The 21,928-nt window shown below is 70.3% G+C and carries 17 protein-coding genes and 1 other RNA gene; 11 read left to right on the forward strand and 7 right to left on the reverse strand.

The genetic code is table 11. The features are described from left to right. Positions 1-53: 53 nt before the first annotated feature. The 3 genes from Q9R08_RS07150 to rnpB all read left to right on the forward strand — a co-directional run bounded on the left by Q9R08_RS07150 (position 54) and on the right by rnpB (position 2,952). Positions 54-785 (forward strand): zinc ribbon domain-containing protein, encoded by a 732-nt coding sequence (locus Q9R08_RS07150; protein WP_308867200.1) that lies wholly within the window; start codon positions 54-56, stop codon positions 783-785. A gap of 21 nt (positions 786-806) precedes the next feature. Further along, positions 807-2,537, forward strand: a complete 1,731-nt coding sequence (locus tag Q9R08_RS07155) for a bifunctional 3'-5' exonuclease/DNA polymerase (protein WP_308867201.1) — start codon at positions 807-809, stop codon at positions 2,535-2,537. 45 nt (positions 2,538-2,582) lie between these two features. Next, positions 2,583-2,952, forward strand: an RNA gene (gene rnpB, locus Q9R08_RS07160) — RNase P RNA component class A. A gap of 46 nt (positions 2,953-2,998) precedes the next feature. On the opposite strand, the gene ppgK is transcribed toward rnpB, so the two are convergent. Beyond that, positions 2,999-3,772: a polyphosphate--glucose phosphotransferase gene (ppgK, locus tag Q9R08_RS07165; protein ID WP_308867202.1), complete on the reverse strand. Its 774-nt coding sequence runs from the start codon at positions 3,770-3,772 to the stop codon at positions 2,999-3,001. 99 nt (positions 3,773-3,871) lie between these two features. Here ppgK and Q9R08_RS07170 point away from each other — a divergent pair, with 99 nt between their 5' ends. The 3 genes from Q9R08_RS07170 to Q9R08_RS07180 are packed head-to-tail and all read left to right on the forward strand — an operon-like array spanning position 3,872 to position 8,513. After that, a complete protein-coding gene (locus tag Q9R08_RS07170; RefSeq protein ID WP_308867203.1) occupies positions 3,872-4,099 on the forward strand; it encodes an SPOR domain-containing protein in 228 nt (75 codons plus the stop codon). A 60-nt stretch (positions 4,100-4,159) separates the two neighbouring features. Continuing rightward, positions 4,160-5,497 carry a type I glutamate--ammonia ligase gene (gene glnA, locus Q9R08_RS07175; protein WP_308867204.1) on the forward strand — a complete coding sequence of 446 codons (1,338 nt, stop codon included), beginning with the start codon at positions 4,160-4,162 and terminating at the stop codon, positions 5,495-5,497. A gap of 13 nt (positions 5,498-5,510) precedes the next feature. Beyond that, positions 5,511-8,513, forward strand: a complete 3,003-nt coding sequence (locus Q9R08_RS07180) for a bifunctional [glutamine synthetase] adenylyltransferase/[glutamine synthetase]-adenylyl-L-tyrosine phosphorylase (protein ID WP_308867205.1) — start codon at positions 5,511-5,513, stop codon at positions 8,511-8,513. 137 nt (positions 8,514-8,650) lie between these two features. Here the strand turns inward: Q9R08_RS07180 and glnA (Q9R08_RS07185) are convergent, their stop codons facing one another. Further along, positions 8,651-10,075 carry a type I glutamate--ammonia ligase gene (gene glnA, locus Q9R08_RS07185; RefSeq protein WP_308867206.1) on the reverse strand — a complete coding sequence of 475 codons (1,425 nt, stop codon included), beginning with the start codon at positions 10,073-10,075 and terminating at the stop codon, positions 8,651-8,653. A gap of 132 nt (positions 10,076-10,207) precedes the next feature. Between glnA (Q9R08_RS07185) and Q9R08_RS07190 the strand changes: the two genes are divergently transcribed. Continuing rightward, on the forward strand, positions 10,208-10,600 hold the full coding sequence (locus tag Q9R08_RS07190; RefSeq protein ID WP_308867207.1) for an RDD family protein: 393 nt from the start codon (positions 10,208-10,210) through the stop codon (positions 10,598-10,600). Between the two features lie 53 nt (positions 10,601-10,653). Here the strand turns inward: Q9R08_RS07190 and Q9R08_RS07195 are convergent, their stop codons facing one another. Continuing rightward, on the reverse strand, positions 10,654-11,364 hold the full coding sequence (locus Q9R08_RS07195) for a DUF4191 domain-containing protein (protein ID WP_308867208.1): 711 nt from the start codon (positions 11,362-11,364) through the stop codon (positions 10,654-10,656). 125 nt (positions 11,365-11,489) lie between these two features. Here Q9R08_RS07195 and Q9R08_RS07200 point away from each other — a divergent pair, with 125 nt between their 5' ends. Further along, a complete protein-coding gene (locus tag Q9R08_RS07200) occupies positions 11,490-12,806 on the forward strand; it encodes a hypothetical protein (RefSeq protein WP_308867209.1) in 1,317 nt (438 codons plus the stop codon). A gap of 12 nt (positions 12,807-12,818) precedes the next feature. Here the strand turns inward: Q9R08_RS07200 and sucB are convergent, their stop codons facing one another. The 3 genes from sucB to Q9R08_RS07215 all read right to left on the reverse strand — a co-directional run bounded on the left by sucB (position 12,819) and on the right by Q9R08_RS07215 (position 17,538). Next, a complete protein-coding gene (gene sucB, locus Q9R08_RS07205) occupies positions 12,819-14,618 on the reverse strand; it encodes a 2-oxoglutarate dehydrogenase, E2 component, dihydrolipoamide succinyltransferase (protein WP_308867210.1) in 1,800 nt (599 codons plus the stop codon). A gap of 62 nt (positions 14,619-14,680) precedes the next feature. Beyond that, positions 14,681-16,054, reverse strand: coding sequence for a dihydrolipoyl dehydrogenase (gene lpdA / locus Q9R08_RS07210; protein WP_308867211.1), 1,374 nt, complete (start codon positions 16,052-16,054; stop codon positions 14,681-14,683). Then, positions 16,051-17,538, reverse strand: a complete 1,488-nt coding sequence (locus Q9R08_RS07215) for a leucyl aminopeptidase (protein ID WP_308867212.1) — start codon at positions 17,536-17,538, stop codon at positions 16,051-16,053. The genes lpdA and Q9R08_RS07215 overlap by 4 nt, the downstream gene beginning before the upstream one ends. A gap of 86 nt (positions 17,539-17,624) precedes the next feature. Here Q9R08_RS07215 and Q9R08_RS07220 point away from each other — a divergent pair, with 86 nt between their 5' ends. The 3 genes from Q9R08_RS07220 to Q9R08_RS07230 all read left to right on the forward strand — a co-directional run bounded on the left by Q9R08_RS07220 (position 17,625) and on the right by Q9R08_RS07230 (position 20,831). After that, positions 17,625-18,545, forward strand: a complete 921-nt coding sequence (locus Q9R08_RS07220) for a proteasome assembly chaperone family protein (RefSeq protein ID WP_308867213.1) — start codon at positions 17,625-17,627, stop codon at positions 18,543-18,545. Between the two features lie 247 nt (positions 18,546-18,792). Continuing rightward, on the forward strand, positions 18,793-20,139 hold the full coding sequence (locus tag Q9R08_RS07225) for an RNA polymerase sigma factor (protein WP_308867214.1): 1,347 nt from the start codon (positions 18,793-18,795) through the stop codon (positions 20,137-20,139). Beyond that, entirely contained in the window at positions 20,136-20,831 is a 696-nt protein-coding gene (locus Q9R08_RS07230) for a coenzyme F420-0:L-glutamate ligase (RefSeq protein ID WP_308867215.1), read from the forward strand. Before Q9R08_RS07225 ends, Q9R08_RS07230 begins: the two co-directional genes overlap by 4 nt. A gap of 66 nt (positions 20,832-20,897) precedes the next feature. On the opposite strand, the gene Q9R08_RS07235 is transcribed toward Q9R08_RS07230, so the two are convergent. Continuing rightward, positions 20,898-21,920, reverse strand: a complete 1,023-nt coding sequence (locus Q9R08_RS07235; protein WP_308867217.1) for a sugar-transfer associated ATP-grasp domain-containing protein — start codon at positions 21,918-21,920, stop codon at positions 20,898-20,900. Positions 21,921-21,928 lie beyond the last annotated feature (8 nt).

Consider the following 21,928-nt stretch of genomic DNA (forward strand, 5'->3'; position numbering starts at 1 on the left):
GAATGCTAGCCGCCGCCGATCGCGGCGTCGATGCCCCGCGGTAGGTTGGACACGTGAAAGCCAGCCCCGCAGACCAGCGCCGCCTCGTCGAGGTCGCCCAGCTCGACGCCCGGATCCGCCAGGCCGAGAACGCCCGCAAGAACCCCCCGCAGGCCGGTCGCGTCCAGGAGCTGCTCGGGCGGCGCCAGCAGCTGTCGCAGGAGCTCACGACGCGCCTCGGCGCCCGCGATGACCTGCGCACGGAGCTGTCGCGCATCGAGTCCGACGTCGCCGTCGTCGATGCCCGCGCCGCGCGTGACGCACAGCGGCTCGCGGCATCCACCAATTCCAAGGAGGCGCAGGGTCTCGAGAGCGAGCTCGCTGCGCTCGCACGACGCAAGAGCGACCTGGAGGACGCCGAGCTCGCGGTCATGGAGCGGCTCGAGCTGGCGGACGCGGCCGTCGCCGAGCAGGAGGCGCTGATCGCGACGACCAACGCCGAGGGCGCCGAGCTCAGCGCCGAGGGCAAGCGCGCCGTCGCCGAGGCAACAGCCGCCTTCGAGGCCGCCACGCGGGACCGCGCCGCGATCGCCGGTGCCCTGCCCGCCGACCTCGTCGCGCTGTACGACCGTGTCGCCGTGCGCAGTTCCGGCGCGGCGTTCCTGCGCCGACGCACGTGCGAAGGCTGCAACATGGTGCTCGCCGGCACCGACCTGCAGGTGCTGCGCCAGGCCGCCGACGACGAGGTCGTCACCTGCCCCGAGTGCGGCTGCCTGCTCGTGCGCGACGACGAATCCGGGCTGTGAGCGCAGCCGGACTGTGCCGGCGTGGACGCAGCTGAAGCGCCGGCCTGGATCGTCCTCGGACGGACCGACCGCGTGGTCCACGCCATCCTGCTGGATGGGTCCGCCGCTGAGCTCGGCCGCGAGCGGGTCGATCCGGCTCGGCTGACGTCGTGGATCGCCGACGCCGAGGCGCGCTGGGCGCCACGCTGGGTCTGGCATGACACCCCGCAGTGGTACGGCGCCCTGCTCGCGGACGGCATCCGCGTCGCCCGCTGCCACGACCTGCGGCTCTGCCACGCGATCCTCCGGGACTCGGCGCTGGTCGACGACGCGGCAGCGGTGCGGCGGGCGGTGGAGTGGGATGCCGCCCCCTACGTCGATGCCGAGGATGCGGCGCCCGCGCTGTTCGAGCTCGATCACGCACAGCGGCCCGCGGGCCCGCCCGCGGACGCCGACGCCGCCCTGGACGAATTCCTCCGGCAGCGTGCCGCGGTCGCGGACAGCCCCGAGGCGGGCAGGCTGCGTCTGCTGATCGCGGCGGAGTCCGCCGGCGCACTGGTCGCGTCGGAGATGAGGGCCGCGGGGCTGCCGTGGGATGCCGAGGCGCACGACCGCATCCTCGTCGAGACGCTGGGGGAGCGCCCAGCGGGCGGCGGTCAGCCGGCGAGGCTCGCCGACGCCGCCGAGCGGGTGCGCGCCGCGCTGGGGGATCCGGCGGCGAGCCTCGACTCGCAGCCGAAGCTGCTGCGGGCGCTGCATCGCGCCGGCGTGCTCGTGGAATCCACGAGCCGCTGGGAGCTCGCCGAGCAGCGGCATCCGGTCATCGAGCCGCTGCTCGAGTACAAGAAGCTGTCGCGGCTGCTGTCCGCCAACGGGTGGGCGTGGCTCTCCGAGTGGGTCGCGGACGGCAGATTCCGACCCGTCTTCGTCCCCGGCGGCGTCGTCACGGGCCGCTGGGCATCCTCCGGGGGCGGCGCCCTGCAACTCCCGCGTCAGCTGCGCGAGGCGGTGCGCGCCGATCCGGGCTGGCGTCTCGTCGTCGCCGACGTCGCCCAGCTCGAACCCCGCGTCCTGGCGGCCATGTCGAGCGACACCGCTCTCGCGGGGGCGGCGCGGGGCCGCGACCTCTACGCGGGCATCGTAGAGAGCGGGGCCGTCGCCACCCGGCAAGAAGCCAAGATCGCGATCCTCGGCGCCATGTACGGCGCGACGACGGGGGAGTCCGGCCGGCTGGTGCCGCGTCTGCGCCGCGCGTATCCGCGCGCGATGGGCCTCGTGGACGACGCCGCCCGCGTCGGCGAGGACGGCGGCGCCGTCTCCACGTGGCTGGGACGCACGTCGCCTTCTCCCTCGCGCGAGTGGTCGGCCGCGCAGTCCCGCGCCACCGAGGCCGAGGCATCCGGAGCGGAAGAGACGCACGCGCGGCGGTGGGCCCGTGATCGTGGCCGGTTCACCCGCAACTTCGTCGTGCAGGGGACCGCCGCGGAGTGGGCGCTCGCGTGGCTCGCCGATCTGCGCGGACGCCTCGCCGCGCTTCCGCCAGTGTCGCCCGAGCACGCGGCGCCCCGCTCCGGCCCGGTGTTCGCCCGGCAGGCGCACCTCGCGTTCTTCCTCCACGACGAGGTGATCGTGCACACCCCCGAGGAGCACGCGGATGCCGCTGCACAGGCCGTGGCCGATGCCGCGGCATCCGCGGGACGACTGCTCTTCGGCAGCTTTCCGGTCGACTTCCGGCTCGACGTGCACATCGCCGAGACCGCGCTCAAGGACTGACACGGAGCCGCGGCACGGCCGGCGGCGATAGACTCGCGGGGCGAATGGGTCGGCTGGACGGTCGCGTCGCGGGCGGTTCGCCGTCGCGCGCCGAGGAACGTCCGGGCTCCGCAGGGCAGGGCGGTGGGTAACACCCACCCGGAGCGATCCGCGAGACAGTGCCACAGAGAGCAGACCGCCGGGACCTCGGTCCCGGTAAGGGTGAAAGGGTGGTGTAAGAGACCACCGGGGTCGTGGTGACACGACCCGCACGGCAAACCTCGCCCGGAGCAAGGCCAGACAGGGGATGATGACGCGGCCCGCCGAGTCCCCGGGTAGGCCGCTGGAGCGGCACGGCAACGTGTCGCCGAGAGAGATGACCGTCCACGGGGCTCACGCCCCCGGACAGAACCCGGCGTACAGGTCGGCCCATTCGCCCTCTCGCCGGCCCGCCTTCGCGGGGCCGGCGCGAGGGCGTGACGTCAGGCGGTCGGCCGGCCCGCGAGCGCGGCCGCGCCGATGATGCCCGCGTTGTTGCGGTGCACCGCGGGGACGATGGGCGTCTTGAGCTCGAGCAGGTGCAGGAACTTGTCGGCGTGCTTCGACACGCCGCCGCCGACGACGAAGAGGTCGGGGCTGAACAGGAACTCGATGTGCCCGTAGTACCACTGCAGCCGCTTCGCCCACTGCTCCCAGGTGAGCTCGTGGCGCTCCATCGCGGAGTACGCTGCGTACGCCTCGGCGTCCTTCCCGTGGCGGGCGCGCTGCACGTGCCCGAGTTCCGAGTTCGGGACGAGGACGCCGTTGTACAGCAGCGCCGAGCCGATCCCGGTGCCCAGCGTGGTGAGGATGGTGAGCCCGGCCTGGTCCTTGGCGGCTCCGTAGCGCACCTCTGCGACGCCGGCGACGTCCGCATCGTTGGCGAAGTGGATGTCGCGCCCCAGACCGTCTTCGAAGAACTTCTCGGCCTCGAAGTCGATCCAGTCGTCCGAGACGTTGGCGGCCGACAGCGTGCGCCCGTTCTTGACGATCGCGGGGAACGCCACGCCGAGGGGGACCGACTGGTCGTCGGCGACGCCGAGCGTCGAGAGGACTTCGGTCACCGCGGCGAGCACGTCCGGCGGGTGGGCCCCCTCGGGGGTCGCGACCTTGACGCGGTCGCTGATCAGCTCGCCTCGCTCGAGGTCCACGATGCCCGCCTTGATGCCGGTGCCGCCGATGTCCACGCCGACGGCGCGTGCCGCGTCAGATGCCATGCCGACAGCCTAGCCACGCCGACAGGGCTCCTGCGGAGCCGCCCGGCGTCAGTAGGATCGTGCTGGCGGCGAGCATGCCCGCGATCCGAGGAGGGCGAGATGTCCAACGACAGCGAGAAGTACTGGTACAACCTCAAGACCGGAGCGGTCGAGAAGGGCTTCGAGTCGCCCGCGCCCGATCGCGCCGGTCCGTTCGACACTCCGGAGGAGGCCGCGAAGGCGCCCGAGGTGATCCGCGAACGGTCCCGCGCGTGGGCGGCCGAAGAGGCCCGCGAGGACTCGTGGGGCACCGACACGGTGTCCGGAGAGCCCGGCGACGACCAGTAGTCTGGCTTCGACCGCGGTCAGACAGACAAGTCGGGCGGATCCGGCACCGGAGAGGACGCGATGGACAAGCAGCGTGACTTCGTTCTGAGGACCATCGAAGAACGAGGCGTGAAGTTCGTACGGCTGTGGTTCACAGACGTGATCGGCACGTTGAAGTCCGTGGCCATCGCACCCGCAGAGGTCGAGGGAGCCTTCAGCGAGGGCCTCGGGTTCGACGGCTCCGCGATCGAGGGGCTGACCCGCTCCTACGAGTCGGATCTGCTGGCTCACCCCGACCCCACCACGTTCCAGATCCTGCCCTGGCGGGGCGAGATCGACCCGACGGCGCGGATGTTCTGCGATATCACGACGCCCGACGGGCAGCCTGCCGTCGCCGATCCGCGTCACGTCCTCAAGCGGACACTGGCGAAGGCGGCCGACGCCGGCTTCACGTTCTACACGCACCCCGAGATCGAGTTCTACCTGCTGAAGTCCTCGTCCTTCGGGACGGAGGGCCCCGAGCCGGTCGACTCCGCGGGGTACTTCGACAACGTTCCCGGCGGCACCGCCCATGATTTCCGCCGGCGCTCGGTGCGCATGCTGGAGGACCTCGGCATCTCGGTCGAGTTCAGTCACCACGAGGGCGGCCCCGGTCAGAACGAGATCGACCTTCGCTATGCGGACGCGCTCACCACGGCAGACAACATCATGACGTTCCGCACCGTGATCAAAGAGGTCGCGATCGAGCAGGGCGTCTACGCCACATTCATGCCGAAGCCGATGACCGGCAAGCCCGGCAGCGGCATGCACACGCACATGTCGCTGTTCGAGGGCGACGTCAACGCCTTCTACGAGGAGGGCGCCCAGTACCAGCTCTCCAAGGTCGGCCGCCAGTTCATCGCCGGTCTGCTGCGCCACGCCAACGAGATCTCGGCGGTGACGAACCAGTTCGTCAACTCGTACAAGCGCCTCTGGGGCGGCGACGAGGCGCCCAGCTTCATCTGCTGGGGTCACAACAACCGCTCGGCGCTGGTGCGGGTCCCCCTGTACAAGCCGAACAAGGGCCAGTCCTCGCGCGTCGAGTACCGCGCGCTCGACTCGGCGGCGAACCCGTACCTCTCCTTCGCACTCATGCTCGCCGCCGGCCTCAAGGGCATCGAAGAGGAGTACGAGCTGCCCGCCGAGGCGGAGGACAACGTCTGGTCGCTGACGGATGCCGAGCGCCGCGCGCTGGGCTACGCTCCGCTTCCGGCGAGCCTCGACCACGCGCTGGAGTACATGGAGGAGTCCGAGCTCGTCGCCGAGACCCTCGGCGAGCAGGTGTTCAACTACGTGCTCCTCAACAAGCGCCGCGAGTGGCAGGAGTACCGCTCGCAGGTGACGGCGTTCGAGCTCAAGAGCAACCTCGAGATGCTCTGAGACCGGCTGACGCATGTCCGCGAGCGAGCGACCGGGTTCTCTGACCCCACTCGCTCGCCTGGGCTTCAGCCGTCTCACCGATGCCGAGGCGCTGCTGGCCGAGCTCTCCGACCTCGTGGATGCGCCTCGCGACGAGCTGCTGGACGGCGCGGGTGCCGCGGCGGACCCCGACGAGGCGCTGCAGGCGCTGACGCGCCTGGCGAGACGCGATGCCGCGCCGGTGCAGCGCGCGCGCTCGCGACCGGGCGCATGGCGCGCACTGTGGTCCCTGCTGGGCGCGTCGACCGGGTTTGGGGAGTTCTTCTTCCGTCACCCGTCCGAGGTCGATCAGCTCACCGGCGCGGGCGAGCGACTGCCCACCGCGGACGAACTGCGCGCGGAACTCCTCGACTCGGTCGGCGCGGTCGACGGATTCGCCGCCGAGGGGGACGAGAGCGCCTGGGTCGCACTGCGCGTGCGCTACCGCCGCATGCTCGCCCGGATTGCGGCATACGACCTGCTGAGCCCCTCGCCGGTCGACGAGATCGCCGCGGTGTCGGCGCGACTCGCGGATGCCGCCGGCGCAGCGCTCGAGGCGTCGCTGGCGGTCGCCCGCACGCGCGTGTCGGGCGGCGCGGTCGGCGCCGGCCTCTTCCCCCGCGACCAGGTCGCGCGGGCCCAGCTCGCGATCATCGGAATGGGCAAGACCGGGGCGCGCGAGCTGAACTACGTCAGCGATGTCGACGTGATCTTCGTGGCGGGCGGCGACGACGAGGCCCTCGAGCGGTTCGGCGAGAGCCGCATCGTCGACATCGCAACCCGCCTCGCGGTCCAGACGATGCGCGGAATCTCGGGTGTCGAGATCGAGCCGCCGCTGTGGGAGGTGGACGCCAACCTGCGTCCGGAAGGCAAACAGGGCGCGCTCGTGCGCACGCTCGACTCGCATCTGGCGTACTACGACCGGTGGGCGAAGAGCTGGGAGTTCCAGGCGCTGCTCAAGGCGCGCCCGATCGCCGGCGACGAAGCGCTCGGCAGGGCGTACACCGCAGCGGTCCAGCCCAAGATCTGGACCAGCGCCGCGCGTGAGAACTTCGTCGACAGCGTGCAGCGGATGCGCGAGCGCGTCACCGAGCACATCCCCGCGGCCGACGTGCCGTACCAGCTCAAGCTCGGCCCCGGCGGCATCCGCGACATCGAGTTCACGGTGCAGCTGCTGCAGCTCGTCCACGGGCTGTCCGACGACCGGATCCGCCAGCGCGGCACGCTCGAGGCGCTCGACGCGCTGGTTACGGAGGGCTACATCGGCCGTGCCGAGGCATCGGCGTTCTCACGGGACTACCGGGTGCTGCGGCTGCTCGAGCACCGCGTGCAGCTGCGCCAGCTGCGCCGCACGCACCTCATGCCGTCGCGGCCGGAGGAGCGTCGGGTGCTCGCCCGCGCGAGCGGGCTCGCCGACACCGGCGAGGGCATCTGGAAGCTGTGGGAGTCGGTCAAGCGCGAGGTGCGCGACATCCACGTCCGCCTCTTCTACCGCCCGCTTCTGTCGGCGGTGGCGGCGCTGCCCGCCGACGAGCGCGTGCTGTCGACGGCGCAGGCGCACGACCGCCTCGCGGCCATCGGATTCTCCGATCCTGCCGGCGCGCTCCGCCACATCGCCGCGCTGACCAGCGGGCTCAGCCGCAAGGCGACCATCCAGCGCCACCTCATGCCCGTCATGATCCGGTGGTTCGCAGACGGTGTCGACCCCGACTACGGCCTGCTGGCGTTTCGCCGGCTGAGCGAGCGCCTGGGCGACACGCACTGGTTCCTGCGCATGCTGCGCGACTCCTCGGGGGCGGCCGAGAGCCTTTCCCGCGTGCTGTCGGGCTCGCGGTACGTCGGCGAGCTCATCGAGTGGATCCCCGAGTCGGCCGCCTGGCTGGACGACCCGGAGCTCCTCCGTCCGCGCTCCGGACGGGCCCTGCAACAGGAGGCGCGCGCCATCCAGACGCGGCACGACACGATCACCGAGGCCATGCGCGCCGTGCGCGCGCTGCGTCGGCGCGAACAGCTGCGGATCGCCATGGGCGCCATCCTCGGCAGCGTGACGATCGAAGAAGTCGCAGCGGCGCTCACCACGATCACCGATGTGACCATCCAGGCGACGCTGCGAGCCGTACGCCGTGAGATCGTGCCGCCCGAGGACGCCGCACTGGATTTCTCGGTCATCGCGATGGGACGCTTCGGCGGCGCCGAGCTCGGCTTCGGCTCCGACGCGGACGTCATGTACGTCTATCGCCCGAACGGCGTCGACCCGCAGCGCGCGAGCGAGCTGGCCCTGAAGCTCGTGGCCGCGCTGCGCACCTACTCCGAAGACCACCGCGTGCCGCTCGAGCTCGATGCGGATCTTCGCCCAGAAGGCCGCAACGGCCCCCTCGCACGCTCGCTCGACGCCTACGCCGAGTACTACCGCCGCTGGGCGCTGTCGTGGGAGGCACAGGCTCTCCTGCGCGCACGCGGCGTCGCAGGCAGCGTGAAGCTCATCGACGACTTCATGCAGCTCGCCGATCAGGTCCGCTATCCGGAGCGGGTCGACGTGGCGGCGACACGCGAGATCAAGCGGATCAAGGCTCGCGTCGAGAGCGAGCGGCTGCCGCAGGGCGTCGATCCGTCCCGGCACCTGAAGCTGGGCCCGGGGTCGCTGAGCGACGTCGAATGGCTCGTCCAGCTGCTCCAGCTGCAGCACGCGCACGCCGTGCCCGAGATGCGGACGACGTCGACGCTGGACGCGCTCCGCGCGGCGGAGCGCGCGGGCTTCATCCCCACGGCCGCCGCCGACCGGCTCGCAGCCGCCTGGCGGCTCGCCAGCCGGCTGCGATCGGCCAACACGCTGCTCTCGGGTCAGACGAGCGATGTGCTCCCCGTCGACCGCAGCAAGCTCGACGGGATCGGCCGGCTCCTCGAGTACCCGCCGCGCTCGGCCACGCAGGTCGAGGAGGACTACTTGGGGACCACGCGCCGTGCCCGCCGCGTCTTCGAGAAGCTCTTCTACGGCTGAGAGGCGCGGTCTGCTCGGGCGTCGTCCCACCGGTCCGGACGTCGTCAGGGCACACTCGCACGACAGCGTCCGCCGGAGAACCAGAACTCCTCCGGACTCCCTGAGCGGGAGTCCGGAGGAGTCGCGTGATCCGGGTGTCAGACCCCGAAGTACAGCTCGTACTCGAACGGGTGCGGACGCGCGTTGAGCGGCTGGATCTCGTTCTCGATCTTGTACTCGATCCACGTCTCGATCAGCTCGGGCGTGAAGACGCCGCCCTTCAGCAGGAACTCGTGGTCGGCGCGGAGCGCGTCCAGCGAGTCGAGCAGGGAGTTCGGCACCTGCGGGATGTTCTTCGCCTCCTCGGGGGGAAGCTCGTACAGGTCCTTGTCGACCGGCTCGTGCGGCTCGATGCGGTTCTGGATGCCGTCGAGACCGGCCATCAGCTGCGCGGCGAAGGCGAGGTACGGGTTGCCCGAGGCGTCGGGCGCGCGGAACTCGATGCGCTTGGCCTTCGGGTTGGAGCCCGTGATCGGGATGCGGATGGCGGCCGAGCGGTTGCCGGCCGAGTAGACCAGGTTGACCGGGGCCTCGTAGCCCTTGACGAGTCGCTTGTACGAGTTCAGCGTCGGGTTGGTGAACGCGAGCAGCGCCGGCGCGTGGGCCAGGATGCCGCCGATGTACCAGCGCGCCAGGTCGGAGAGCTGCGCGTAGCCCTTCTCGTCGTAGAAGAGCGGCTTGCCCTCGAGCCACAGCGACTGGTGCGTGTGCATGCCGGAGCCGTTGTCGCCGAAGAGCGGCTTGGGCATGAAGGTCGCGACCTTGCCCCACTCGTTGGCGACGTTCTTGACGATGTACTTGAACTTCAGGATGTCGTCGGCCGCGTGCACCATGGTGTCGAAGCGGTAGTTGATCTCCTGCTGGCCGCCGGTGCCCACCTCGTGGTGCGCGCGCTCGAGGAGCAGGCCCGACTCGATGAGGCGGAGGCTGATGTCATCGCGGAGGTCCGCCGTCTTGTCGACCGGCGAGACGGGGAAGTAGCCGCCCTTGTACGGGGTCTTGTTGGCAAGGTTGCCGCCCTCTTCGGTGCGGCCCGAGTTCCAGGCGCCCTCTTCGGAGTCGACGGAGTAGAAGCTCGAGTTCTGCTTCACCTCGTAGCGGACGTCGTCGAAGATGTAGAACTCCGCCTCGGGAGCGAAGAACGCGGTGTCGGCGATGCCGGTCGACGCGAGGTACTTCTCCGCCTTCTTGGCGACCTGACGCGGGTCCTTCGCGTAGATCTCGCCGTTGCGAGGGTTGTAGATGTCGAACACCATGACGAGGGTCTTCGCCTCGCGGAACGGGTCGAGGTAGGCCGTCGACACGTCGGGGATCAGCTGCATGTCCGATTCGTGGATGTTCGCGAATCCCCGGATGGAGGAGCCGTCGAACAGCTGGCCGACCGTGAAGAACTCTTCGTCAACGGTGGAGGCCGGGATGTTGAAGTGCTGCTGCACGCCAGGAAGGTCCGTGAAACGGATGTCGAGGAACTTGACGTCCTCGTCCTTGATGAACTTCAGCACCTCGGATGAATCTTTGAACATGAAGACTCCAGAGGTAGGGCATTCGGATCCGCCCGTGCGGGCCGGGCTTGCTGGCAAGCTACCCGCAGGGGATTGCCCGGCAGTATCACTTGTGTTTCCGGGATGTTACGACGACCTGTATACGCTGGGGAAGTGACGCAGAGCACCCAGGACTACCCCGGCGAACGACTCGGACTGCCCCGGGAGGGCACCGGATCGATCGGCCGGCTCGGCCGTCGTGTGGGCGCACTCTTCGTCGACTACGGCGCCGCGTATCTCATCTCGGGGTTCTTCGGATGGGACCCGCTCGCGATCCTCGCGATCTTCGCGGCGATCCAGATCGTCTTCCTGCCGACCCTGCAGGGGAGCCCCGGTCACCGCATCTTCGGCCTGCGGCTGGTGCGTGTCGACGGCGCGTGGGTGGGCCTGTGGCGGCCCGTGATCCGCACGGCACTGCTCGTCCTCGCGATCCCGGCGGTCATCTGGGATGCCGATCAGCGCGGCCTGCACGACAAGGCCGCAGGCACGGTTCTCATCCGCTCCTGACGCGTCGCCCGGGCCGCCCTTCGTGGTGGCCCGCGCACCCGACGATGGTGCGCTCAGCGGGGTCGCGGAGCGCGCACCTTGGTGGGGTCGATGCCCTTGGGGATGGGCAGTGACGTCAGGGACTGCGAGACCGACTCGACACGCTTGATGACGGCTGCCATCGTGGCGCGGTCGATCTTCGTGGGAAGCGCCTTGATCGTCGACGAGAGCTTCGAGATCGGCACCTCGCCTTCGCCGTGGCCGATGTACAGCACGGTCACGGGAACACCCGATGCGACGCGCTGCACCTTGGAGCGCTCGTCGTTGACGAGGCGTGTGAGTCGGCCGCGGGCGCCCTCGCCCACGATCACGACGCCGCCACGACCGATCGCGCGGTAGACGGCCTCCTGCGTCTTGGGGTTGATGCCGACCGGCATCTCGCTGGCCTGCCACTTGCGCCCGAGCGAGGTCGACATGACGTGTCCGGTGGCTCCCGGCATCCCGTCGATCTTCTTGTACATCGCTCGGGTGGACAGGCGCGTCATCGTCATCATCGATGCCAGGACGCCGAGCATGAGGCCGGTGATGCCCCACAGGATGATGCTCCACACGGCGACCGGCGGGATCGCGAACCCGATGCCCACACCTGCTGCGGTGCCGAGGAGGAGGATGCCGGCCAGCAGGTACGGCAGCCAGCGGAACTCCTTCTGGGTGAAGGTGTAGAGGGTGCGGATCTGGGAGAAGAATCCAGGGCCCTTCTCGGGGGCGGAACTGCGCGCGGCCATACCTTTCAGCCTACCTTTTCGCGGCGTCCTCCTCGGCTCCTCCACAGTCCCGCGCTCCGCCTATCGGTCCACAGAACCGCTCGCTCCGACGGCTGTGCGCACATCTCGCCCCGCAGACTGTCGCCATGACGACCGTCGAAGGCCTGCTCGGCGCCCCGTACCGTGCGATCCGGCCGGTGCGCGCGCGCGACGACGGGCCCTGGCCGGGCCTTCTGGTGCGCACGGCGACCGGCGAGGCGTGCGTCATGGTCGATGCCGACGTCCTCGGCCCGGAGTGGACCGGATGGGATGCCGCGCCCGAGGGCCACGTGCTCGCCCCGCTCGACATCTGCCGACGACCCGACGGACACGACGTGGCTTTGCCGGTCTGCGTCGAGCGTCTCGAGGAGTTCGTGGGCCGACGTGGAGTGCGGATGCCGCTCAGCCTCGGGGAGGCGGTGACGCTCGGCGTGAGCGTGCTGCGGGGCTGCGCACAGATCGCCGGGGCACCCGAGACGGTGGGGGACTGGTGGCTCGACGACGCGGGTCGCCCGGTACTGGCGACCCAGTCCTCGCCCCGTCCGGCGCGTGAGGCGGCCGCGGCGGTGCTCGAGCGCGTGACCGTCGATGCGAGCGCCCAGCGGACATGGAGGACCGCTCTGCACGCGGTGACCGCTGAGCGCATGGCGGTGCGCGAACTGGAGGCGGCCGAGGAGGCGCTGTTCGCGATCGCGACGCCCGAGCCGCTCAGCACGGTGAGCCTCAGCCCGCGCAGCGCGGCGGAGAGCGGCTTGCGCCACCACGACCCCGCTCGCGCGGGCGTCGCGCTCCCGGACCACGAGCCGGCACCGCCCTCGATGTGGCACAGCCTTGTCGCGGGGGTGGACGACGACCTCGCCGACACCGTCTCGCGGGCGACGACGGCGGTGTGGCGCCGGCTGCGCCGCGCCGAACGTGGCGGAAAGCCTGCGCCTCGGCGAGCTCCCTGGCTCGTCGGCGGCGCCGTCGCCGCTGCGGTCCTCGCCGGCGGTGCACTGTGGCCGACGGCGAGCGGTGTCGCGACCGAGGACCCTGTCGACGTCGTGACGCCGACCCCGAGCGGCACGGATCCCGCGCGCGACGGCTCGCCGACCGATCAGGTCGACGCGCCGACGGATGCCGGCTCACCCGCCGATCTCGCTCAGGTCGCAGGCGCCCTGCTCGACGCCCGGCTCGCGTGCGGGAACGCGTCCGACTGCCTGGCGTCGGTTGTCGTCGATGCCGCGCCGCTGCCTGGCGGGGCGATCGACCTTCCCGCCGCCGAGCGGGCGCTCACGCTCCTGGACGACTTCGGCGACATCGCGGTGCTCCGCGTGGACGCCGCGGACGGGGCCGCCCCGTCGCAGATGGTCGTGATCCTGCGCCGAGACGACAAATGGCTGCTGCGCGACGTCTCGGACGTCGCGCAGCAGCCTGAGCAGTGAGCGGCCTGCGGGTCAGATCCCGAGCTGACCCTCGAACGCCGCCGCCTCGAGGCGCGACTTCACCGCGCCGAGGAAGCGCGCGGCGTCCGCACCGTCGATGACGCGGTGGTCGTACGAGAGCGCGAGGTACACGTACGAACGCACCGAGATCGCGTCCTTGCCGTCGACCGTCACGATCCCGGGGCGCTTGACCACCACGCCGGTCCCGAGGATCGCCGTCTGCGGCAGGAAGACCACGGGCGTGTCGAACAGGGCGCCACGCGAACCGGTGTTGGTCAGCGTGAAGGTGCCGCCGGCCAGCTCGTCCGGCTTCAGCTTGTTCTCGCGAGTGCGGGCCGCGAGATCGGCGATCTCGTGCGCGATCTGCGCCAGGTTCTTCGACGCCGCATCGCGAAGGACCGGGGTCAGCAGTCCGCGCTCGGTGTCGACCGCGATCGACAGGTTCTCGCTCGCCGGGTAGACGATCTGGTCGCCGTCGACAGTGGAGTTGACGACGGGATACGCCTGGAGCGCCTCGGCAGCAGCCAGGGCGAAGAACGGCAGGAACGACAGCTTGTCGCCCGTCTTCGCGAGGAAGTCGTTCTTCACCTTGTCGCGGAACGTCGCGAGCTTGGTGACGTCGACCTCGACGACGGACGTCAGCTGGGCGGTCGACTGCATCGACTCGACAGCACGCTGGGCCAGCACCTTGCGCAGACGCGACATCGGCTGCGTCGTGCCGCGCAGCGGCGACACCTCGAGCGGTGCCGGAGCAGGCGCCGCCGCCGCGGGAGCGGCCGGAGCCGACGCGGCCTCAGCCGCCTTGAGCACGTCCTCCTTGCGGATGCGGCCGCCGACGCCGGTGCCCTTCACCGAGGCGAGGTCGACCCCCTGCTGCTGCGCGAGGCGGCGCACCAGCGGTGTGACGTAGGTGATGCCGTCGTCCTCGGAGACGAGCGAGGAGGCGGGTGCGGCGGCCGGGGCGGACGCCGCAGGAGCCGACGCGGGAGCAGCCGGCGCGGGAGCAGCCGGCGCGGCGGTCGGGGCCGGAGCGGCAGGAGCCGGCGCGGGAGCAGCCGGTGCCGGAGCCTCAGCGGGTGCCGGTGCCTCCGCGGGTGCCGGGGCAGCGGCCGCGGGCGCCGGTGCAGCGCCGGGAGCCTCGGCGGGGGCCGCCGGCGCAGATGCACCCGCTTCGCCGATGCGCGCCAGCGGAGCGCCGACGGCGACTGTCTCGTCTTCGGCGGCCAGGATCTCCTGGAGCACGCCGGCGAAGGGCGAGGGGATCTCGGTGTCGACCTTGTCGGTGGAGATCTCGAGGAGCGGCTCGTCGACGGCGACCTCGTCGCCGACCTGCTTGAGCCAGCGGGTGACGGTGCCCTCGGTGACGCTCTCGCCGAGCTCGGGCAGGACGATCTCCTTGCCTCCGCCGGCGGGTGCTGCTGCCTGCGCGGGCGTCGCCTCAGCAGGAGCCGCCTCGGCAGCAGGAGCTTCGGCCTGCGCGGCCGGAGCCTGCGCCTCGGCAGCCGGAGCCTGTGCCTCGGCAGCCGGAGCCTCGGCAGCGGCGGCCTCGGGGGCGGGCGCTGCGGCGGCACCGGAGCCGTCGCCGATCTTCGCCAGCACGGCGCCGACCTCGACGGTCTCGTCCTCCTGGACGAGGATCTCCTCGATGACGCCGCTGACCGGCGACGGGATCTCGGTGTCCACCTTGTCCGTGGAGATCTCGAGCAGGCCCTCGTCCGCCTGGACCGTGTCGCCGACGTTCTTGAGCCAGCGGGTGACCGTTCCCTCGGTCACGCTCTCACCGAGAGCGGGGAGGACCACGGATGTGCTCATGAGGATGTCTCCTTCTGAAGAAATATCGGATCTAGCTTAGTGATGAGGGGCGACCGCGAGGGTCAGAGCGCGTGCAGCGGCTTGCCCGCGAGGGCGAGGAATGCCTCGCCGAGCGCTTCGGACTGCGTCGGGTGCGCGTGGACGTACGGGGCGATGTCTTCGGGGTGGGCTTCCCAGCCGACGACGAGCTGTCCTTCGGTGATGAGCTCGCCGACGCGATCGCCGATGAGGTGTACGCCGAGCACCGGTCCGTCCTTGGCGCGCACGACCTTGACGATGCCGCTCGTCCCCAGGATCTCGCTCTTGCCGTTGCCGGCGAGGTTGTACTCGTACGCGACGATCCCGTCCGCGCCGTGCGCGTCGGCGGCCTGCGCCTCGGTGAGGCCGACGGAGGCGACCTCGGGGTGGCTGTAGGTGACCTTGGGGATCTGCGCGTCGGGGACCACGACGGGGGACAGGCCGGCGATCTCCTCGGCCACGAAGATGCCCTGCTGGAATCCACGGTGGGCGAGCTGCAGCCCCGGGACGATGTCGCCGACGGCCCACACGTGGTCGACGCCGGTGCGCAGACGCTCGTCGGTGATCACGAACCCGCGGTCGATGGTCACGCCGGCCTCCTCGTACCCGAGACCGGCCGATGCCGGTCCGCGGCCGACGGCCACCAGGAGGTAGTCGGCGGTGAACGTCTTGCCGTCCTCCAGGTTCACGATCACGGCATCCGCGGTCTGCGTCGCGCTCTGGAAGCGCACACCGAGGGAGTACTGGATGCCGCGGCGGCGGAATGCACGCTCCAGGCCCTTGCTGAGCGCCACGTCCTCGTTCGGCACGAGATGGTCGAGCGCCTCGACGATCGTGACGTCGGCACCGAACGAGCGCCACACGCTCGCGAACTCGACGCCGATGACGCCGCCGCCGAGGATCACGACGCTGCGGGGGATCTCGTCGAGCTCGAGGGCGTACTCGCTGGTGAGGATGCGGCCGCCGATCTCGAGCCCGGGAAGCGTGCGGCTGTACGACCCGGTCGCGAGCACGACGTCGGTGCCGCGATAGAGGTCGTCGCCGACGCGGACGGCCGGTCCTGCCTCGAGCCGACCCTCACCGTTCACCACGGTGATGCCGCGGGCCTTGACCAGGCCTTCGAGGCCCTTGTACTTCTTCGCGACGATGCCTTCGCGATACGCGCGCACGCCGGCGGGGTCGACACCCTCGAAGGTGGCACGGATGCCGATGGCCGAGGCATCCCGCGCGGCGTCCGCCACTTCGGCGGCGTGAAGCAGCGCCTTCGTGGGGATGCAGCCGCGGTGCAGGCATGTGCCCCCCACCTTGTCCTTCTCGACGAGGGCGACGGTCTTGCCGAGTTCCGCGGCGCGGAGGGCGGCCGCGTAGCCGCCGCTTCCACCGCCCAGAATGACGAGATCGAAGGAATGGTCGGTCATCGTGCCTCCTCATCGAGGTCAGCCAGGACGAAGCGGATCAAGCTGCGCACGGTCGCGGCAGTCGGTCCCTTGTCGGTGAAGCCGTACGGCGCGCCCTTGTGGGTGCCGCTGCCGGCGATGTCGAGATGAACCCACGGGATGCGGGGCGCATCTTCCTCGTCGGCCGTGCGGCCGACGAAGTGACGCAGGAACAGGCCTGCGAAGAGCGAGCCGCCCGCAGGATCGCCGATCTTGGCGTTCTGCAGGTCGGCGATCGGGGAATCGAGCTCCTCGACCATGTGACCGGGGAGGGGCAGCTGCCACGCGGGCTCGCCGGCCTCGGCGGCGGCGGCGAGATACGCCGCCACGGCTTCGTCGTCGCCCATCACGCCGGTGTGGCGCGTGCCGAGGGCGATCAGGATCGCACCGGTGAGGGTCGCGACGTCGACGATCACATCCGGGTGCTCGCGACTGGCTGCGACGAGTCCGTCGGCGAGCACGAGGCGCCCCTCGGCGTCGGTGTTGAGCACCTCGACCGTGGTGCCGTCGAGCAGGCGCAGCACGTCCCCCGGGCGCGTCGCGCGACCCGAGGGCATGTTGTCGGCCAGGCACAGCCATGCCGTCACCTTGACGGGCGCTTCGACGGATGCCGCTGCCCTGAGCACCGCGAGCACGGTCGCAGCTCCGGCCATGTCGTACTTCATGCCGACCATCGAGGCCGCCGGCTTGAGCGACAGCCCACCGGTGTCGAACGTGATGCCCTTGCCCACGAGCGCGACGTGCCTGGTGGCGCCCTCGGGTGCGTACTCGAGACGCACGAGCCGCGGCGGACGATCCGATCCCTGGCCGACGCCGAGGATGCCACCGAAGCCCTGCTCGCGCAGCGCCTCCTCATCGAGGATCTCGACACTGACGGGCAGGCCCGACACGGACTCGGCGGCCCGCTCGGCGACATCGGCGGGGCCGAGCCACTCGGCCGGGATGTTGACGAGGTCCTTCACCAGGGCGACCGATGCCGCGGTCTCGACGACGAGCTTCAGGGCGTTGTCGTCGGGTTCTGCAGTGCCGTGGACCACGACACGCGCGGCGCGCGGCTTGGGCGCCTCGGTCTTGTACCCCTCGAACCGGTAGCCGCCGAGGGCCGCGCCCTCCGCGACCGCGGACCACAGTGCCGGGTCGGCGTACGGCGCGGCGACGGCCACCGTCGTGAATCCGGTCAGCGCGCGGATCGCCGCGCCGACCGCGTCGCGCAGGGCGGCGGCATCCGGATCCGATCCCGTGCCGACGACGGCCAGCGGCAGTGCGGTGACCTCCGGCGCGTACGCGCGCACCCATGATCCCGGAGCGCCGGTGAACCCCACGCCGAGGAGCGCCTCGCGAAGTCCCGGCCAGTCGGAGAGGTCGGGGGATGTCTCGGCCTCGAGCGGGGGGAGTGCGACGAGCAGGAGGTCGGCGTCGGACTCTCGGACGGGTGCGGTGCGGTACTCGAGGTCGGGAAACGACATGGTCTCCATCCTAGGGACGACGACTGTTCGCTCTGAGCGCGTCCGACACGACCCGACCACGTCGGGGTGGCTCGTAGCATGGGACCATGCCTCTTCCCGGCCCGCTGTTCGAGCGTGCGGCTTCCGCGCCGCCCGTGCCGCGCGGGCTGCCGCTGGTGATCGCCCTCACCGGGTTCACCGATGCCGGCAGTGCCGTCAGCCGAGTCATCGACTACTTCCGCGACGACCTGTCGCCCTCGCCGCTCGCCGTGTTCTCCAACGACACGCTGCTGGACTACCGCGCGCGCCGGCCCATCGTGTCGTTCGAGAAGGACCACCTCACCGACTACCGTCCGCCGCGCCTGGAGCTCTCGTTCGCCCACGATGCGCTCGGTCAGCCGTTCCTGCTGCTCGCGGGCTACGAGCCCGACTTCGCATGGGACGCCTTCGCCGGTGCCGTGCTCGACTTCGCCGAGAGCTACGGCGTGTCGACGGTCACCTGGGTCCACGCGATCCCGATGCCCGTTCCGCACACACGACCGATCGGCACCACCGTCAGCGGCACACGCTCCGAGCTCACCGAGGCGCACTCGGTGTGGCAGCCCCACACCCAGGTGCCCGCCACCGCAGGGCATCTGCTCGAGTACCGGCTCGCCGCAGCCGGGGTGCGCATCGCCGGCTTCGTCCTGCTCATCCCGCACTACCTGGGTGACACCGAGTACCCCGCCGCCGCGCTGGCAGCGCTGGACAGTCTCACCGTTGCCACGGGCCTTGTCTTCGCGGGCGACGATCTGCGCGACGAGAACCGCGAATATCTGGAGAAGGTCACCGAGCAGATCGAGGGCAGCGACGAGCTCGCCCGGATGGTGCAGGGGCTCGAAGAGCGCTACGACGCGTACATGGCGGGCTCGACGCTCGCCACCCCGATGATCCACACGGGCGATCTGCCGAGCGCCGACGAGCTCGCCGCCGAACTCGAGCGATTCCTCGCGACGCGGCCGGCGGAGGACGACAAGCGCGGCTCCTGATCCTTCGCCCGCACCGTGCACGGAATTCCACGCCAGACCAGCGTGTTGAATCCTGTGATGGAGGTGCGCCCGTCCACGCGGGGCGATGCTGGCGGCGCACGGCAAGTATGAGATACTAGACGCTCTGACCCGTTGTCAACCGTCTTCGTCCGGCTTCCGGCTGAAGATGTGGACTTGACAAGGGTCTTACTAGTGTCCGAAACCGACCGGAGACGCGCAGGGCGTGTCGACCGGTGAAAGGCGAAACGTGACTCCAGGCACGAACACCAAGGCTCGCTCGGCCGCGAAGGACACCGAGACGGACGAGACGACGGCTGCCGCCGTGAAGAAGGCTCCCGCAGCGAAGGGCGCCGCCAAGGCGAAGGCGGCACCCAAGACCGCGTCGAAGCGCGCGAAGAAGTCGGACGACGACTTCGAGGACGACGTCGAGGAGCTCGACGACGACGTCGAGATCGAGGCGGACGACATCGAAGTGGACGCCGTGGACGACACCGCCGAGGCGGCGCCGGCCGCCAAGGACGCGAAGGTCACCACCGACGACGCCGCCGCGACCGACGACGAGGAAGAGGACGAGGAGAGCACGAAGCCCGCGTTCACCGAGCCTCTGCCCACCGGCGCGATCGTCATCTCGTCGAGCGACGAGGACGACGTCCCCGTGTACTCGACCCAGATCACCGGCGCGACGGCCGACCCCGTCAAGGACTACCTGAAGCAGATCGGCAAGGTGCCGCTGCTGAACGCGGCCGAAGAGGTCGAGCTCGCGATGCGCATCGAGGCGGGACTGTTCGCCGAAGAGAAGCTGTCGCACATGTCGGCCGCCGAGAAGACCTCGCAGCTCGGACTCGACCTGCAGTGGGTCGCCCGCGACGGCCAGCGCGCGAAGAGCCACCTTCTGGGCGCCAACCTGCGTCTGGTGGTGTCGCTCGCCAAGCGCTACACGGGACGCGGCATGCAGTTCCTGGATCTCATCCAGGAGGGCAACCTCGGTCTCATCCGCGCGGTCGAGAAGTTCGACTACACCAAGGGCTTCAAGTTCTCGACGTACGCGACGTGGTGGATCCGTCAGGCCATCACGCGCGCCATGGCCGACCAGGCGCGCACCATCCGCATCCCGGTGCACATGGTCGAGGTCATCAACAAGCTCGCGCGCGTCCAGCGGCAGATGCTGCAGGACCTCGGTCGCGAGCCCACGCCCGAGGAGCTCAGCCGCGAGCTCGACATGACCCCCGAGAAGGTCATCGAGGTGCAGAAGTACGGCCGCGAGCCGATCTCGCTGCACACGCCTCTCGGCGAGGACGGCGACAGCGAGTTCGGTGACCTGATCGAGGACACCGAGGCCGTGGTTCCCGCCGACGCGGTGGGCTTCACGATGCTGCAGCGTCAGCTCGAGTCGCTCCTCGATTCGCTCTCGGAGCGCGAGGCCGGCGTGATCCGCATGCGGTTCGGCCTCGGCGACGGCCAGCCGAAGACCCTCGACCAGATCGGCGACACGTTCGGGGTCACCCGCGAGCGCATCCGCCAGATCGAGTCGAAGACCATGGCGAAGCTGCGGCACCCGTCCCGCTCCCAGTCCCTGCGGGACTACCTCGAGTGAGCGAGGCGAACGCCGGCAAGGCGCTCACCGTCCAGGTCGAAGGCTCGTCGTTCGCTCGCATCCCGATCCGCACGCGGGTCGTGATGCCGGGCGACGACCTCGATGAGTTCATCCGCGAGTACGCGGCAGACGTCGTGCGCGAGGGAGACCTGCTGTTCGTGACGGAGAAGATCGTCGCGATCACGCAGGGCCGCTCGTACCTCGTCGAGGACATCAAGCCCCGCAGGCTCGCGTTCTTCCTCTCGAAGTACGTCACCCGCACGCCGTACGGCATCGGTCTCGGCATGCCCGAGACCATGGAGATGGCGCTGCGCGAGTGCGGTCCGATCCGCATCCTGTTCGCGGCCGCGGTGTCGGCCGTGACCAAGCTGTTCGGGCGCAAGGGAGACTTCTACCGCATCGCGGGCGACAAGGCACGCGCGATCGACGGCCCCACGTCGGGCACGATCCCGCCGTACAACAAGGCGGTCGTGCTGGGCCCGGAGCGTCCGCGCGAAGTCGCCCAGCACGTCAAGGCCCTGCTCGGCGGTGTGCCCGAGGTGGCGGTGGTCGACATCAACGACCTCGGCGGCAACATCCTGGGCTCCACCCTCGACAAGGCGGGGGAGAAGCGCCTCGTCGCGATCCTCAAGGACAACCCGCTCGGTCAGGGACACCAGTCCACGCCGCTCGGGATCGTGCGCGCGGTCTGACCGTAGAGAACTGCGAAAGGGTATGTTTCCGGCGCCGGAAACATACCCTTTCGCGATTCCGAAGCGTCAGAAACCGATGGCCTCGCGGTAGCGCGGCTTGTGGCCGGTGCGGATGCCGGTGACGCTGGGCTTGTTCTCGTAGACGCCGGCGCCCCAGTTGCCCTCGACGAGCACCGGACCCTCAGGGGTGACGACGATGTCCCAGCCGACGTACTGGATCTGCGGCACGACCCGCGCGACGCGGTCGACGAACTCCTTGACCTCGTCGATCATCGGCAGCTGGAAGTCCGCGATCAGGAAGCCGCTGTCGGGGTGGGCGACGTGCACGTGCCCGTGCGAGTCGTACCCGGGACCGACCGCGCGCCCGTTCTGGTCGAGCATCGTGTAGAAGCCGCCGAACGTCATCTGGTCGCTCACCGCGCCGCGCCCGAACTTCTGCGCCATCGCCAGGATGTGCGTGGTCTCGCCGTCGAAGAAGGCGGTGACGCGCGTGGTGTTCACGGTGCCGGGGCACACCGCGGCGAGGTCCGCGTGCTGGCGGATGACCTCTTCGATCAGCAGCTCGCCGCGCGAGAGCAGGCCACGGTGGAACTCGTCCCAGTCGGTGATGTCGGCCGCGTGGTAGCGGTGCACGCCGGTGCCGGCCTGTCCGACGGGCTCCTTGGTGACGATGGTGCCCTGTTTCTCGGTGAAGGCGCGCACGGCGTCGGCATTGCCCTCCTCGACGACCATCCAGTCGCGGAGAAGGAAGTCGCTGAAGGTGCGGTCGAACGCCACCTTGTCGTGGAAGAGGTGGCGGTAGTCCGGGTGGTCGTACTTCTGCGACAGCTCGTTCGACACCGGGTGGGTCATGTAGGTCGCACGCTCCGCCCGCGTGAGGATGGCGAAGTCGTAGTCGACGTAGTCCTGGAATCCCACCTGCCGGAAGCCCGCCGACCACAGCATGTCGGCGACCACGGCAGGTGTCCACTTGCCGTGGTCGCGGGAGGTCTCCTTCGCGCGTTCGATCACCGATCCGACGTCGATGCGACGCGCGCGGGCGGCGAGATAGCGAAGGCGGTTCGAGAGGGCGAGGCCCTGAGAAGGCATGCGTGCTC

It is taken from the genome of Microbacterium psychrotolerans (assembly GCF_031085295.1).
In the GTDB taxonomy this organism is placed as follows: domain Bacteria; phylum Actinomycetota; class Actinomycetes; order Actinomycetales; family Microbacteriaceae; genus Microbacterium; species Microbacterium psychrotolerans.

Coding starts and splice junctions, on each gene's coding strand:
- Q9R08_RS07200 (WP_308867209.1), top strand. CDS start 11,490: ATGACGACCGTCGAAGGCCTGCTCGGCGCCCCGTACCGTGCGATCCGG.
- ppgK (WP_308867202.1), bottom strand. CDS start 3,772: ATGGCATCTGACGCGGCACGCGCCGTCGGCGTGGACATCGGCGGCACC.
- lpdA (WP_308867211.1), bottom strand. CDS start 16,054: ATGACCGACCATTCCTTCGATCTCGTCATTCTGGGCGGTGGAAGCGGC.
- Q9R08_RS07170 (WP_308867203.1), top strand. CDS start 3,872: ATGTCCAACGACAGCGAGAAGTACTGGTACAACCTCAAGACCGGAGCG.
- sucB (WP_308867210.1), bottom strand. CDS start 14,618: ATGAGCACATCCGTGGTCCTCCCCGCTCTCGGTGAGAGCGTGACCGAG.
- Q9R08_RS07235 (WP_308867217.1), bottom strand. CDS start 21,920: ATGCCTTCTCAGGGCCTCGCCCTCTCGAACCGCCTTCGCTATCTCGCC.
- Q9R08_RS07220 (WP_308867213.1), top strand. CDS start 17,625: ATGCCTCTTCCCGGCCCGCTGTTCGAGCGTGCGGCTTCCGCGCCGCCC.
- Q9R08_RS07215 (WP_308867212.1), bottom strand. CDS start 17,538: ATGTCGTTTCCCGACCTCGAGTACCGCACCGCACCCGTCCGAGAGTCC.
- glnA (WP_308867206.1), bottom strand. CDS start 10,075: ATGTTCAAAGATTCATCCGAGGTGCTGAAGTTCATCAAGGACGAGGAC.
- glnA (WP_308867204.1), top strand. CDS start 4,160: ATGGACAAGCAGCGTGACTTCGTTCTGAGGACCATCGAAGAACGAGGC.
- Q9R08_RS07195 (WP_308867208.1), bottom strand. CDS start 11,364: ATGGCCGCGCGCAGTTCCGCCCCCGAGAAGGGCCCTGGATTCTTCTCC.
- Q9R08_RS07180 (WP_308867205.1), top strand. CDS start 5,511: ATGTCCGCGAGCGAGCGACCGGGTTCTCTGACCCCACTCGCTCGCCTG.